At 65.1% G+C, this 11,796-nt stretch carries 13 protein-coding genes; 6 read left to right on the forward strand and 7 right to left on the reverse strand.

Annotated elements, in window-relative coordinates:
- Positions 1 to 8: 8 nt before the first annotated feature.
- Positions 9 to 1,430, reverse strand: a complete 1,422-nt coding sequence (locus UB43_RS08780; protein WP_045210036.1) for an MBL fold metallo-hydrolase RNA specificity domain-containing protein — start codon at positions 1,428 to 1,430, stop codon at positions 9 to 11.
- Between the two features lie 125 nt (positions 1,431 to 1,555).
- Between UB43_RS08780 and UB43_RS08785 the strand changes: the two genes are divergently transcribed.
- Positions 1,556 to 3,961 carry a xylulose 5-phosphate 3-epimerase gene (locus tag UB43_RS08785; protein WP_045210038.1) on the forward strand — a complete coding sequence of 802 codons (2,406 nt, stop codon included), beginning with the start codon at positions 1,556 to 1,558 and terminating at the stop codon, positions 3,959 to 3,961.
- A 39-nt stretch (positions 3,962 to 4,000) separates the two neighbouring features.
- On the opposite strand, the gene UB43_RS08790 is transcribed toward UB43_RS08785, so the two are convergent.
- Entirely contained in the window at positions 4,001 to 4,216 is a 216-nt protein-coding gene (locus tag UB43_RS08790) for a DUF3820 family protein (protein ID WP_045210039.1), read from the reverse strand.
- 9 nt (positions 4,217 to 4,225) lie between these two features.
- Positions 4,226 to 4,633 carry a quorum-sensing-regulated virulence factor family protein gene (locus tag UB43_RS08795; protein ID WP_017518004.1) on the reverse strand — a complete coding sequence of 136 codons (408 nt, stop codon included), beginning with the start codon at positions 4,631 to 4,633 and terminating at the stop codon, positions 4,226 to 4,228.
- 299 nt (positions 4,634 to 4,932) lie between these two features.
- On the opposite strand from UB43_RS08795, the gene UB43_RS08800 reads away from it, so the two are divergent.
- Complete coding sequence (locus tag UB43_RS08800; protein WP_045210040.1) at positions 4,933 to 5,649, forward strand: tRNA-uridine aminocarboxypropyltransferase; 717 nt, start codon at positions 4,933 to 4,935, stop codon at positions 5,647 to 5,649.
- A 163-nt stretch (positions 5,650 to 5,812) separates the two neighbouring features.
- Here UB43_RS08800 and UB43_RS08805 read toward each other — a convergent pair whose 3' ends face one another.
- A complete protein-coding gene (locus UB43_RS08805) occupies positions 5,813 to 6,697 on the reverse strand; it encodes a DMT family transporter (protein ID WP_045210041.1) in 885 nt (294 codons plus the stop codon).
- Between the two features lie 265 nt (positions 6,698 to 6,962).
- Between UB43_RS08805 and erdR the strand changes: the two genes are divergently transcribed.
- Together erdR and UB43_RS08815 are read left to right on the forward strand one after the other, a co-directional pair.
- Entirely contained in the window at positions 6,963 to 7,613 is a 651-nt protein-coding gene (gene erdR, locus UB43_RS08810; RefSeq protein ID WP_024765291.1) for a response regulator transcription factor ErdR, read from the forward strand.
- A gap of 108 nt (positions 7,614 to 7,721) precedes the next feature.
- Positions 7,722 to 8,093 (forward strand): diacylglycerol kinase, encoded by a 372-nt coding sequence (locus UB43_RS08815; protein WP_024765290.1) that lies wholly within the window; start codon positions 7,722 to 7,724, stop codon positions 8,091 to 8,093.
- A gap of 96 nt (positions 8,094 to 8,189) precedes the next feature.
- Here the strand turns inward: UB43_RS08815 and UB43_RS08820 are convergent, their stop codons facing one another.
- The gene (locus UB43_RS08820) at positions 8,190 to 9,116 is read right to left on the reverse strand and encodes a LysR family transcriptional regulator (RefSeq protein ID WP_045210042.1); all 927 of its coding nucleotides are present in this window, start codon (positions 9,114 to 9,116) and stop codon (positions 8,190 to 8,192) included.
- Between the two features lie 222 nt (positions 9,117 to 9,338).
- Between UB43_RS08820 and fpr the strand changes: the two genes are divergently transcribed.
- Entirely contained in the window at positions 9,339 to 10,115 is a 777-nt protein-coding gene (fpr, locus tag UB43_RS08825; RefSeq protein WP_045210043.1) for a ferredoxin-NADP reductase, read from the forward strand.
- 173 nt (positions 10,116 to 10,288) lie between these two features.
- Here fpr and UB43_RS08830 read toward each other — a convergent pair whose 3' ends face one another.
- Positions 10,289 to 10,702, reverse strand: coding sequence for a VOC family protein (locus UB43_RS08830; protein WP_045210045.1), 414 nt, complete (start codon positions 10,700 to 10,702; stop codon positions 10,289 to 10,291).
- Between the two features lie 60 nt (positions 10,703 to 10,762).
- Between UB43_RS08830 and UB43_RS08835 the strand changes: the two genes are divergently transcribed.
- A complete protein-coding gene (locus UB43_RS08835; RefSeq protein ID WP_045210046.1) occupies positions 10,763 to 11,065 on the forward strand; it encodes a putative quinol monooxygenase in 303 nt (100 codons plus the stop codon).
- Positions 11,066 to 11,073: 8 nt separating this feature from the next.
- Here the strand turns inward: UB43_RS08835 and tsaA are convergent, their stop codons facing one another.
- Positions 11,074 to 11,772, reverse strand: a complete 699-nt coding sequence (gene tsaA, locus UB43_RS08840; protein ID WP_045210047.1) for a tRNA (N6-threonylcarbamoyladenosine(37)-N6)-methyltransferase TrmO — start codon at positions 11,770 to 11,772, stop codon at positions 11,074 to 11,076.
- Between the last annotated feature and the right edge of the window lie 24 nt (positions 11,773 to 11,796).

Genomic DNA, 11,796 nt, shown 5'->3' on the forward strand with positions numbered 1-11,796 from the left:
CCCCGGTTTCAGATGGCGATCCGGTCTCCGGGCTCCGGAATGTTGGCCGTCCAGTTCAGGCGATCCTGGAGTGCACCCTTGAGTACATCCATCTTTTCCCGCTCGCCATGTATCAGGTATAGCTCGGGTTTGTTCTCGAAGTGGCCAACCCACTGAATTAATTGTGATTGTCCTGCGTGAGCGGAGAATCCGCCGAGGGTATGGATCTGCGCTTTCACGCTGATGCGCTGGCGCAGGATACGCACCGTCTCCGCGCCGTCGACGATGGCGCGGCCCAGCGTGCCCTTGGCCTGGAAGCCGGGGAAGACGATATGGCACTCCTCGCGCCAGAGGTTGTGCTTGAGGTGGTGGACGATACGCCCGCCGGTGCACATGCCGCTGCCGGCAATGATGATGGCGCCGCTCTTGATCCGGTTCAGTGCCATGGACTCATCCGCGCTCTGGGTGGTGCGCAGGATTGGCAACCATTCGCCGACCTTCGCCGTGCCGGTGCCGCGCATGTACTCGCGGTCGACGTCGGCGATCTCGCCGATGTGCTGCAGGTAGATGTTGTTGGCCCGGGCCGCCATCGGGCTGTCGAGGTAGACGACCTGCTGTGGCAGGCGGCCTTCCTGGTAGAAGCGCCCGAGGTAGTAGATCAGGTCCTGGGTGCGGCCCACGGCGAACGATGGGATCAACACGTTGCCGCCCTCGTTCTGTGCCCGCTGCAGGATGCCGGCGAGTTCCAGCAGGGTTTCGTTGGCGTCGCGGTGGTCGCGGTCGCCGTAGGTCGATTCCAGCAGCACCACGTCGGCGCGGGTCAGCGGCGTCGGTGTGCGCATCAGCGGTGAGCAGGTGCTGCCCAGGTCACCGGAAAACACCAGGCGGCGGGTCGAGCCGAACTCATGGATTTCCAGTTCGACGATGGCCGAGCCGAGGATGTGCCCGGCGTTGTGGAAGGTCACACGGATGCCGCGAGCCACGTCCACGGTGCTGCCATAGCTGACGCGGCGGCGCTGGTTCAGTGCTCGGGAAGCGTCTTCGACGGTGTACAGCGGCTTCACTGGCGGCTTGCCCAGGCGCGAGCGCCATTTGTTCTCCCACTCGGCGTCCTTCTCCTGGAGGTGCGCTGAGTCCATCAGCATCAGCTCCAGCAGGTCGCAGCAGGATTCGGTGGCGTAGATCGGCCCCTTGTAGCCTTCCTTCGCCAGGCGCGGCAGCAGTCCGCTGTGGTCCAGGTGGGCGTGCGAGAGGACGACGGCGTCCAGTTCCTTCGGATCGAAGGGGAAGGGCGTGCGGTTGGTCGCCTCGTTGTCGCGGGTGCCCTTGTTGCCGCTGCGCCCCTGGCGCATCCCGCATTCGAGCAGTACGCGGACGCCGTCGCGGGTTTCCAGCAGGTAGCAGGAACCGGTGACTTCCTGGATCGCGCCGATGAAGGTGAGAAGCGCCATGTCGTCTCCTTGTCGGAATTCTCTTTCAGCCTTGCTCGATTGGTCGGGGCGCTCGTTGATACATGTCATCGCCCCTCGGATCTGTGGCGACCTAGACTTTCCGTCATAGCCAAGGGAGAGCCGACATGTCACAGATCCTGCCAAGCCCCGAGGAGCTTGCCGCCCATGCGGTAGCCGAGCCGGAATATGCCCGCTGGCTGCGAGGCCGTGGTCCGCTTCAGCATAGCGTGCACACCCAGGCGGCGGTCTTTCGTGTCGCTCATCAATTGGTCCAGTACGGACTGCAGCCTGATCTGGCCAGCGTCTACCGCCTGTTTGGCGCGCTGGATCGCCTGACCAGCGCCGGCCTCTGGCTGGTGGCGCACATGACTTACGCCAGGCGCGTCCGCCTCGACGGCGCACCCTTGCAGGCCGAGGACTTCAAGGAGCAGCCCGAAGGTCATACCGGCGGCGCGCTGAACATGGTGCCGGCCTATGCCGGTTACCTCGCCCTGAATGCCCTGAGCGGCAAGACACGCGGCTGGCTGATGGGCCAGGGGCACTGTGTGGCGGCGATCGACGCACTCAACGTGCTCACCGGAAACCTGCATCCGGAGCAGGCCGCGGCCTACGGAAGTGGCGAGGCCGGGCTGGATCGGCTGGTGCAGGATTTCTACAGCTACGCGCAGAAGCCGGACGGCAAGGTCGCCGCGCCGCTGGGCAGCCACGTCAACCCGCATACCGCCGGCGGCGTTGCCGAAGGCGGCTACCTCGGTTTTGCCGAACTGATGTATGCGCACATGCCGCTACCGGGCGAGACCCTGGTGGCCTTCCTCTCCGACGGTGCCGCCGAGGAGCAGCGTGGCAGCGACTGGATTCCCCGCTGGTGGCGTGCCGAGGATTGCGGTACGGCCTTGCCGGTGATGATCGCCAACGGACGGCGCATCGAGCAGCGCACCGACCTGGGCACCCACGAAGGGCTGGAGGGTTTCAAGCTGCACCTGCGGCGCTGTGGCTTCGATCCGGTGAGCTTCGACGGGCGTGACCCGGCGGCATTCGTCTGCGCCCTTTGGGAGATGGAGGAGCGCCTGCAACACCGTGTCGACGAGAAGGAGCACGGTATCCTGCGCTATCCGCTGCCGATTCCCTATGGTATTGCCGAAACGACCAAGGGCTACGGCTTCTACGGTGCTGGCAGTAACGCCGCGCACAACCTGCCTTTGCCCGGCAACCCCAGCGTGGACGCCGAGGCGCGCGACCTGTTCAACCAGCATGCAGCGCCGTTGTGGGTCGAGCCGGAAGAGCTCGCCGAGGCCTGCGGGCTGTTCTCTGCTTCACACAGCGGCCGGGTGCTGGAGCGGGACAATCCATTGGCTGTGCGTCGACCCATAGAGCCTTCGATTCCACCGCTGCATTACCGCAACGACGAATGCTCGCCCATGGCGGCGCTGGATCGTTTCTATGTCGATCTGTGCGGCGCCAACCCGGACCTGCGTGCTCGCGTCGGCAACCCGGACGAGCTGGCGAGCAACCGCCTGGGCGGCGTGCTCAAGGCGTTGCGGCACCGGGTGTGCGAGCCGGAAAGCGATCTGGAGGCCATAGATGGCCGGATCGTCACGGCGCTCAACGAGGAAGCGGTGGTTTCCGCCTGTCTGGCCAACCAGGGGGGATTGAACCTGGTGGCCAGCTACGAAGCCTTCTGCGTGAAAATGCTCGGGGCCGTGCGCCAGACACTGATCTTCGCCCGCCAGCAGAAGGAAGCCGGGCGTCCGGCGGGCTGGCTCGGCTGGCCGCTGGTGGCAACTTCGCATACCTGGGAGAACGGCAAGAACCAGCAGTCGCACCAGGACACCACTTTCTGCGAAGCGCTGTTGGGCGAGATGAGCGACATGGTGCGGGTGGTATTCCCGGCTGATCACAATAGCCACCTGGCCCTGCTGCCGGACATCTACCGCAGTCGCGGGCAGCTGGCCTGCATCGTGGCGCCCAAGCGTGACCGTCCGGCAGTGTTCAACCAGGCCCAGGCAGAACAGCTGGCCCGCGATGGCGCGATCCTGATGGACGAACACCCCGGCAACGAGCCGCTGCTGCTGATTGCCAATGGCAGCTACCAACTGGCCGAGATGCGCCGCGCCGCGTTGCGGCTGGAGGAGGCGGGTTACCCGTATCGCCTGGTCTATCTGCAGGAGCCGGGGCGCTTCCGCGCGCCGCGTGATAACTGGGAGTTGCAGGCGCTGACGGATGAGTCCATCGCCATGCGGCTGTTCCCTGATCAGTACGAGCGCCGCGTGCTGCTCACCCACATGCGCCCGGAAGTGGCACGCGGGCACCTCTGGCCGATCCTGCCGGATGCCTTGAAGACGGCGGTACTGGGCTATCGCAACCAGGGCGGTACGCTGGACGAGGCGGGCATGCTGTTCGCCAACCGTTGCAGCTGGGCCCACGTGCTGGCGGCCTGCGCGCGCTTGCTGGACGTGCCGCGCAGCGCCTTGCTGGCGCCGGAAGAAGCGGCGGCGGTGGCCGGCAAGGAAAATCCGCTCGTGCTGCGCTGACCAGCGCTGGCGCAACCGCCGCAGGGCGGTTGCGCGGCGTCAGCGCTTGAGCGCTTTGATCAGGTCGTCGAGGCCATCGATCTTCAGTTCCAGGGTCAGCTGCATCAGCCGGCCCAGTTCGCCGGCCGGAAACTGTCCCTTCTTGTGGAACCACAGCAGGTACTCGTCGGGCAGGTCGACCAGCATGCGACCCTGGTACTTGCCGAAGGGCATCGGCGTGCGCGCGATCTTCAGCAGCATTTCCTTGTCGAGCATGGGCGCGGCTTACTTTTTCAGCTTGATCTTGCAGCTGCCAGCGTCGAAGCGCTCGGTGGCGACCGGAGCGTTGGTCTTGTACTCGGTGAAGCTGTAGGTGAGGATCGCGCCTTCGGCCAGCAGCTGGCGGTAGGCGGTGTTGCTGCAGACGCTGTCGCCCAGCTGGCTGCGCACGCTGTCGGGGTTCTCGCGCATGCGCTCGGCATGGCTGGCGCGTACGCTCAGGTGGTTGATCAGCTGGGGGCCGTCAACGGTGTAGCCCTGGTCGAGAATGTCCTCGTTGATGGCGCGGGGAGTGCCTTCGCTGCTTTCCTTGGCGACCTTTTCCAGGGTCTGGGTCAGTTCGAAGTCCTTCTTCGACGCGGCGTGCGCGACGGGAATGACGAGGCAGAGGGCGAGGGCGGTGAGGCGCAGCATGGGCATCTCCTGACAATGGTGCCGATTCGACCGTGGCGAGCCTTCCGGGTTCGCGGGTCATTACAGCCGCCTATTGTCCCTGAAAACGACCGCCCTGCCGAGATTCGATTGCCGCAGGCCGCTGGCCGGCCCGCAGGGTCGCCAAGTTCGTCAAGGAAGGGAGCAGTTTCGCCGGCCGATCGACAGCCGGCCGTGCGAGGGGGCGGGTCATGGCTCTGGTACAATCGGCAGTCCGCAACCGTCGTCCCGTTCGAGCCTTCGATGTCCCGTCCGCTTTCCCTCATCCCGGTGGCCGCAGCATGAGCCACGCCGTCGCCCGCCTTCGCGATGAACGCCTGGCCCGCTGCATCAAGCCGTTCTTCGCCCGCGGCTCGCGCTCGCCGCGCTGCCCCGGCTGCCGCCTGCGGCCGAACTACTGCATGTGCAGCCTGCGGCCGCAGGTCGAGTCCAACTCGGCAATGTGCCTGGTGATGTTCGACACCGAGCCGCTCAAGCCCAGCAACACCGGTTGGCTGATCGCGGAAACCGTGCCCGAGACCTGGGCCTTCGGTTGGTCGCGCATCGAGGTCGACCCGGCGCTGCTGGCGCTGCTCGATGATCCGCAGTGGCAGCCGTACGTGGTGTTTCCCGGCGAGTTCGTCCAGCCCGAGCGCGTGGTCACCACGGTGGAGCCGCAGGACGGCAAGCGTCCGCTGTTCATCCTGCTCGACGCCACCTGGAACGAAGCGCGCAAGATGTTCCGCAAGAGCCCTTACCTGGACCGTTTCCCGGTATTGAGCATTACCCCCGATGCGCTGTCACGCTATCGCCTGCGCCGCTCCAAGTTCGACGAGCACCTGTGCACCGCCGAAGTCGCTGCGCTTTGCCTCGGGCTGGCCGGTGACCGCCGCGCCGGCGATGCGCTGGATGCCTACCTGGACGTTTTCAGCGAACGTTACCTGGGCTCCAAGCGCCAGCAACCGCTGGACGAGCAGAGCCCGGCGCATCAGGCGTTGAGACCGTTTACCGAGCGCTAGATCGGCCCTTCATCGCATGCATGTTTCTGACTTTCAGGGCGGGCGCCGAGGTGTGCGGTTCGCGAGCAAGCTCGCTCCTACGAAGAGCGCTCGTGCCGCCGAATCCCCAGCCTGTAGGAGCGAGCTTGCTCGCGAACAGTCTCGCTCCGTTGGGTAGTAGAGATCAGACCGCCTTCATCTCGGCTTTCTTCGGCCACAGCTGTGCCACCAGCATGCCGGCCAGCATCAGCGCGCAGCCGAAGTAACCGCGCACATGCAGGGTTTCGTTGAGGAACAGTGCGCCGGCGATGGCGGCGAACACGGCTTCCAGCGAGAGGATGATCGCCGCGTGGGAGGCGATGGCGTGCTTCTGCGCGATGACCTGCAGGGTGAAGCCGGTGGCGACGCCGAACAGGCCGCCGTAGAGCAGCGCGGGGCCGGCCTGGATGATGGCGTCAAGGTGGATTTCTTCGAACACCAGCGCCAGGATCATGCTTACCACCGCGCAGGTGGCGAACTGCAGGAAGGCCAGGCGGATCGGGTCGTAGCGGCTGGCAAAAAGACCCACCAGCAGCACGTGGCCGCCCCAGACGAAGGCGCCGGTCAGTTGCAGCCAGTCGCCGGAGGCGACGTGGAAGTCCGGGCCGATGCTCAGCATAGCCATGCCGGTCACGGCCAGTGCGCAGCCCAGCCAGGTGCCCATGCCGGCGCGATGGCCGATCAGCAGGCCGAGCAGCGGCACGATGATCACGTACAGGCCGGTGATGAAGCCGGAATTAGTCACGCTGGTGAACATCAGACCGACCTGTTGCAGGTTGATCCCCACGGTCAGCGCGGTACCGATGGCCAGGCCCGCCAGGACCAGGCCGCGGTTGAACGGCTGGGCGCCGCGCTTGCTCGACCAGGCCAGCAGCGGCAGCAGTGCCACGGCGCCGAGGGTGAAGCGCAGGCCGGTATAGAGGAAGGGACCGATGGCATCCATCCCGAGGCGTTGCGCGACGAAGGACACCCCCCAGATCATGGCGGTGAACAGCATCAGGAAATCGGCGCGCAGCGCGTGGCTTTTCATCTTGTTCTCGTAACGGGCAGGAAAAAAAGCGGAACTCTGCCGTAACGCCGGGCCTTTGGAAAGGGGACAGGGTTCCCGGCGGGTACAGTGGCAGGGGCTTTCAGGCCACGGTGTAAGTACCGGCGGCGATGTATTCGCGGCGGACACCGGGGGTGGTCTTTGCGTACAATGTGACAAGTAGTGCTCTATCCGTGCTCCGACCTTTCGTGCGCAAGTCTGGCTGTTATCCACGGCGGGACTTCGGCGCGGCCTTCAAGGAAAATTCATGGCTTCCTACGAGATCCTGATCGCTGACGATCACCCGCTGTTCCGCAGTGCCCTGCACCAGGCCCTGACCATCGGTCTCGGTCCCGAGGCGCGGCTGTCGGAGGCGGCGAGTATCGCGGAGCTGGAGACGCGCCTGAACGAGAAGGCCGACTGGGACCTCGTGCTGCTGGACCTGAACATGCCCGGCGCCTACGGCTTCTCCGGCCTGGTGCTGCTGCGCGGGCAGTACCCGCAGATTCCGGTGGTGATGGTCTCGGCCCAGGAAGACGCCGCCGTGGTGCAGCGCTCCCGCGAGTTCGGCGCCAGCGGTTTCATTCCCAAGTCCAGCGAGTTGAGCGTACTGCAGCAAGCCGTGCGTGCGGTGCTCGACGGTGATGTCTGGTGGCCGCCGCAGGTGGACGCCGTGACCGAGATGAGTGACGACGTGCGCGCCGCCAGCGCCGGTCTGGCCAGCCTCACTCCGCAGCAGTTCCGTGTGCTGACCATGGTCTGCGAAGGCCTGCTGAACAAGCAGATCGCCTTCGAACTGAGCGTTTCCGAAGCCACGGTGAAGGCCCACGTGACCGCGATCTTCCGCAAGCTGAATGTGCGCACCCGTACCCAGGCGGCGCTGTTGCTGGCGCAGATGGAATCGGTGCCGGGGGCCTGAGGCCTGTCACATCCCGGCTCCGGGGCCGTCACATTCTGTAATGGCCTTGACCCCTTTTTGACGATCGCTGGTATAGAGTGCCGCGACCTTTGCCTGTGAGAACCACACGTGTCCGCCTCCCCCTTCAAGGGCCAGACCGGCCTGAAACGCATCTTCAACGCCGCCGGCTACTCCCTGGCCGGCTTCGCCGCCGCCTTCAAGGGTGAAGCGGCCTTCCGCCAGCTGGTGCTGATCAACGTCATCCTGATCCCGCTGTCGTTCTTCTGCGATGTGACCCGTGGCGAGCGCGCGCTGATGATCGCCGTGTGCCTGCTGGCGCTGATCGTCGAGTTGCTCAACTCCGCCATCGAGGCGGTGGTGGACCGGGTTTCCCTGGAGCGCCACCCGCTGTCGAAGAACGCCAAGGACATGGGCAGCGCCGCCCAGTTCGTGGCGCTGACCATCATCACCGTGACCTGGGCGGGCATCCTGCTCGGCTGACGGCCTGCAGGAGCGAGCTTGCTCGCGAACCGCCTGACACTGTTGTCGCCGGCGTGAAGCGTTCGCGAGCAAGCTCGCTCCTACTAAAAGCCCAACTCAGGGAATCATCGGCAGGACGATATCGTCGCTGCGCGTCACCCCGGCGGTTTCGCTGCGGCACAGTTCCAGGAACTCGCGCATGGTCGCGGTCTGGTATTTCTGCCGGTGCCAGATGAAATAGAACTGCCGGCGCAGGTCCAGGTCCGGGGTTTCCACGGGGACCAGGCTGCCGCGGCGGAAGGCGTCGCGCAGGGCCAGGCGCGAGATGCAGCCGATGCCCAGCCCCGATTCCACCGCGCGTTTGATCGCCTCGGTGTGCTCCAGCTCCAGCCGCACGTTCAGCGGCTCGACGTGGTGACGCATGGCCTGGTCGAAGGTCAGCCGCGTGCCAGAGCCCTGTTCCCGCAGAATCCAGGCTTCCTCTGTCAGCCGCTCCAGGCTCGCGTGGCCTTCACGGGCGAGCGGGTGCTGCGGCGCGCAGAACACCACCAGTTCATCTTCCATCCAGGGCTGCACCTCGATGTCCGGGTGCTGGCAGTCGCCTTCGATCAGGCCCAGGTCGAGTTCGTAGTGGGCCACGCGCTGCACCACGTGGGCAGTGTTGTGCACGTGCAGGCGCACCCGGCAGTCGGGCTGGCGCTGCATGAAGGTGCCGATCAGCAGGGTCGCCAGGTAGTTGCCGATAGTCAGGGTGGCGCCCAGGTCCAGCGAGCCGAAGGCGCTCTTGCCGTTGAGCATGTTCTCGATCTCGCTGCCGCGGTCGAGCAGCGCCACCGCCTGGGGCAGCAACTGGCGGCCAAGGGCGTTGAGGGTCAGGCGTTTGCCGGAGCGGTCGAACAATTTGCAGTCGAACTGCCGCTCCAGTTCGCCCAGCGAAGTGCTGGTGGCCGACTGCGACATGGACAGGGCTTCGGCCGCGCGGGAGACGCTTTCCTGCTGGGCGACGGCGACGAAGACTTCGAGCTGGCGCAGGGTGAACTTCATTCAGAGGGGCTCCGGAGAGGGCTGCGCGACATTTCGTCACCCCGGCGTAGGAAGAGCCTGACGGTATCCTTTCGCGGCGACGAAGCGGCCTTATCTGCGTTTTGGATTAGCAATATCCAGATAATTTATTTTGCGGATATTGTCGCCGCCTATAAAATGTCGCGCAATTGCGCTACGTCCGGGATCTGCTGGGGTGCGCCACGTTTCTCCTAGGAGTCCTTGATGAGCAACCTGTACACCGAGCGCGTTCTCAGCGTGCACCACTGGAACGACACCCTCTTCAGCTTCAAGACCACCCGTAACCCGGGTCTGCGCTTCAAGACCGGTCAGTTCGTGATGATCGGCCTGGAAGTCAACGGTCGTCCGCTGATGCGCGCGTACAGCATCGCCAGCCCGAACTACGAAGAGCACCTGGAGTTCTTCAGCATCAAGGTACCGGACGGTCCGCTGACCTCGCGTCTGCAGCACCTGAAGGAAGGCGACGAGCTGATGGTCAGCCGCAAGCCCACCGGCACCCTGGTGCTGGACGACCTCAAGCCCGGCAAGCACCTGTACCTGCTGAGCACCGGTACCGGCATGGCGCCGTTCCTGTCGGTGATCCAGGACCCGGAAGTCTACGAGCGCTTCGAGAAGGTCATCCTGGTCCACGGCGTACGCTGGGTCAGTGAGCTGGCCTACGCGGACTTCATCACCAAGGTCCTGCCGGAGCACGAGTACTTCGGTGACATGGTGAAAGAGAAGCTGATCTACTGCCCGCTGGTCACCCGTGAAGAGTTCCACAGCATGGGCCGCCAGACCGACCTGATGCGCAGCGGCAAGCTGTTCGCCGACATCGGCCTGCCGCCGATGAACCCGCAGGACGACCGCGCGATGATTTGCGGCAGCCCGAGCATGCTCGACGAGACCAGCGAAGTGCTGAATGGCTTCGGCCTGCAGATCTCCCCGCGCATGGGTGAGCCGGGCGACTACCTGATCGAGCGCGCCTTCGTCGAGAAGTAAGCAGCGTCCGACGCTTCGGTTGAAAGAACGCCGCGATTCCTTTGGGAGCGCGGCGTTTTTTTATGCCTGGATTTCTGCCCCAGGCAGCAGTTCTTTGTAGGAGCGAGCTTGCTCGCGAACCTGCAAGGCACGGAGCATCCGCGTTCGCGAGCAAGCTCGCTCCTACAGGTGCCTCATGTGAGGCGCTGCCCGGATACCGCGGGGTGATACAGCGGCTGCACCTTGTTCCCCGCCGGGTCCAGCAGGTGGAAGCTGCGCGCGCCGTCGCCATGGTCGAAAGGGCGGTCCAGCAGCGTCACGCCACGTGCCTTGAAGTACTGGTACCAGGCTTCCAGCTCCTCCACGCTGTCCACCACGAAACCATAGTGATCCAGGGTCTGTAGCCCGTTGGCGGCACCGAAGCCGCGGCCCAGCGAGAGGTTGTCGTTGCCGCAGGTGAGGTACACCAGGTCCTCGTTGGCACGGTTCAGCACTTCCATGCCGAGCACATCGACATAGAAGCGCTCGCACTCTTCCAGGTTCGGCACCAGCAGGGCGAGATGGCGCAGGCCGTTGAGGCGGCCGGGGCGGGCAGGGAGATCGGACATGGACGTGGTTCCTTTTTTGTATACAATTTGTTTTCAAATTTAAAACAAAAGGAACGCCCTGTGTACAGTCTGTTCATCAAGACCCGCGTGAAACCCGGCAGCGCCGAAGATTTCCTCCATGCCATCAAGGCCAATGCCGCCGCTTCCGTGTCCAGCGAGCCCGGCTGCCTGGTCTTCGATGTGTCCCAGGATCGCCTCGATCCGGACGTGATTTATCTCTACGAAATCTACCGCGACGACGCGGCCTACGAGGCGCACACGCAAACCTCACACTTCCGCGACAGCCGCCCGCTGGTGGAGCCGCTGATCATCGAGCAGGAGTGCTTCGAGAGCGACGTGATCGCCCTCAATCCGGTGGACTGAGGCAGGCTTCAGTCGGCGGCGCGCTGCACGTCCAGCACGCAGATTTCGCCGTCGGTGGGGTAGTGCCAGTGCACATCCAGGTCCCACAGGCGCACGCCATAGCGGCGCTCGGGCGGCGGCTTCTGGTAGGCCGGGCGCGGGTCCTGGGCGAGGCATTGCTCGATCAGTTCACGCACCGGCTGGCCGAGGCGCAGGCCGTGCTCGTGGGCCTGGCGCAGGGCTTCGCCGCTCCAGTGCACGGCGATGGGGGCGGGCGGGGCGTCGGCGATGGCGTTGCGTGCGTCCGGCACGATGTCGGCGTAGGGCACGTAGGGCTTGATGTCGATGACCGGGGTGCCATCCAGCAGGTCGATGCCGGACAGCCAGAGGCGACCGGGCTGGACCTTCTCCAGTTTCACCACGGATTGGCCGAGGCCGTTGGGCCGGTGGGTGGCGCGGGTAGCGAACACGCCCATCGACTGGTTGCCGCCCAGGCGAGGCGGGCGCACCTTCAGCCGTGGCTTGTCTTCCAGCGCCTGGTGGAAGAGGAAGATCAGCCAGACGTGGCTGACCTGCTCCAGGCCAGCCACCGCATCGCCCGTGTCGAACGGCGGCAGCAGCTCCAGTACGCCGGTCGCGGCCGGGGCCAGTTGCGGCTGGCGCGGAATGGCGAACTTTTCCTTGAAGCAGGAGCGGACGTGGCCGATCGGCGAGACGGTGTGGGACATGGCGGCACAGGCTGTTGCAGGGGC

The sequence above is a fragment of the Pseudomonas sp. 21 genome, assembly GCF_000955805.1.
In the GTDB taxonomy this organism is placed as follows: Bacteria; Pseudomonadota; Gammaproteobacteria; order Pseudomonadales; family Pseudomonadaceae; genus Pseudomonas.